This window comes from Alienimonas sp. DA493 (assembly GCF_043951915.1).
GTDB lineage: Bacteria > Planctomycetota > Planctomycetia > Planctomycetales > Planctomycetaceae > Alienimonas.
Genome location: NZ_JBINJD010000359.1, coordinates 1 through 574, shown reverse-complemented (window position 1 = coordinate 574; position 574 = coordinate 1). Strand labels below are relative to the sequence as shown.

General features: G+C 74.0%; 1 protein-coding gene. It reads right to left on the bottom strand.

The window, feature by feature from the left end; all coding sequences use genetic code 11:
* A partial coding sequence (locus tag ACG2DA_RS23015) for a hypothetical protein (RefSeq protein WP_395259055.1) occupies positions 1-416 on the bottom strand: 416 nt, incomplete at its 3' end.
* Between the last annotated feature and the right edge of the window lie 158 nt (positions 417-574).

Sequence of the window (574 nt, the reverse complement as noted above, 5' to 3'; positions counted from 1 at the left end):
TCGCTCGGCTCGCGCCCCTTGCCGCTGATCTCGGCGAGGGCGTCGAAGATCGGCACCGCGTTGGCCGGCGCGACCTTCGCCCCGGCGGCCCGCAGAGCGGCCAGCCGGGTCGTCGCCGCGTCCCCCTCCGGCTCCCCGGAGAGCGCCAGCGTGCAGTTCTCGGCCGGGATCAGCCGCAGTTCGAGGGCGAACAGGTGGGCCAGTTCCACGGCGTCGTTCACCGCGAACCGCAGGTCGCCGACCTTGCCGGAGGGATCGGTGAATTCGTTCACCCCCACGAACAGCCCGGCCGAGCCGGCCGGAGCGGCGTCGTGCACCGGGCGGGGCGGCGCCAGCAGGACCTGCTGAGCCGACGCGGTCAGCGGGGCGAGCAGCGTGACGCCGAAAGCGACGGCCAGCGGGCGAAGGGCGGTCATAACGGCGAGCGGGAGGCGGGGCGGCGTCATACCGGACTGAGCGGACGGGGCGCTCGGTTCGGGTCAGGCCGGGAGGCGGGCCGGCGGTCAGACGTTGAGGATCGCCTCGCCGCGGAGGGCGTCGATTAATTTACGGACCGTCTCGTCGGTGCGGGCCC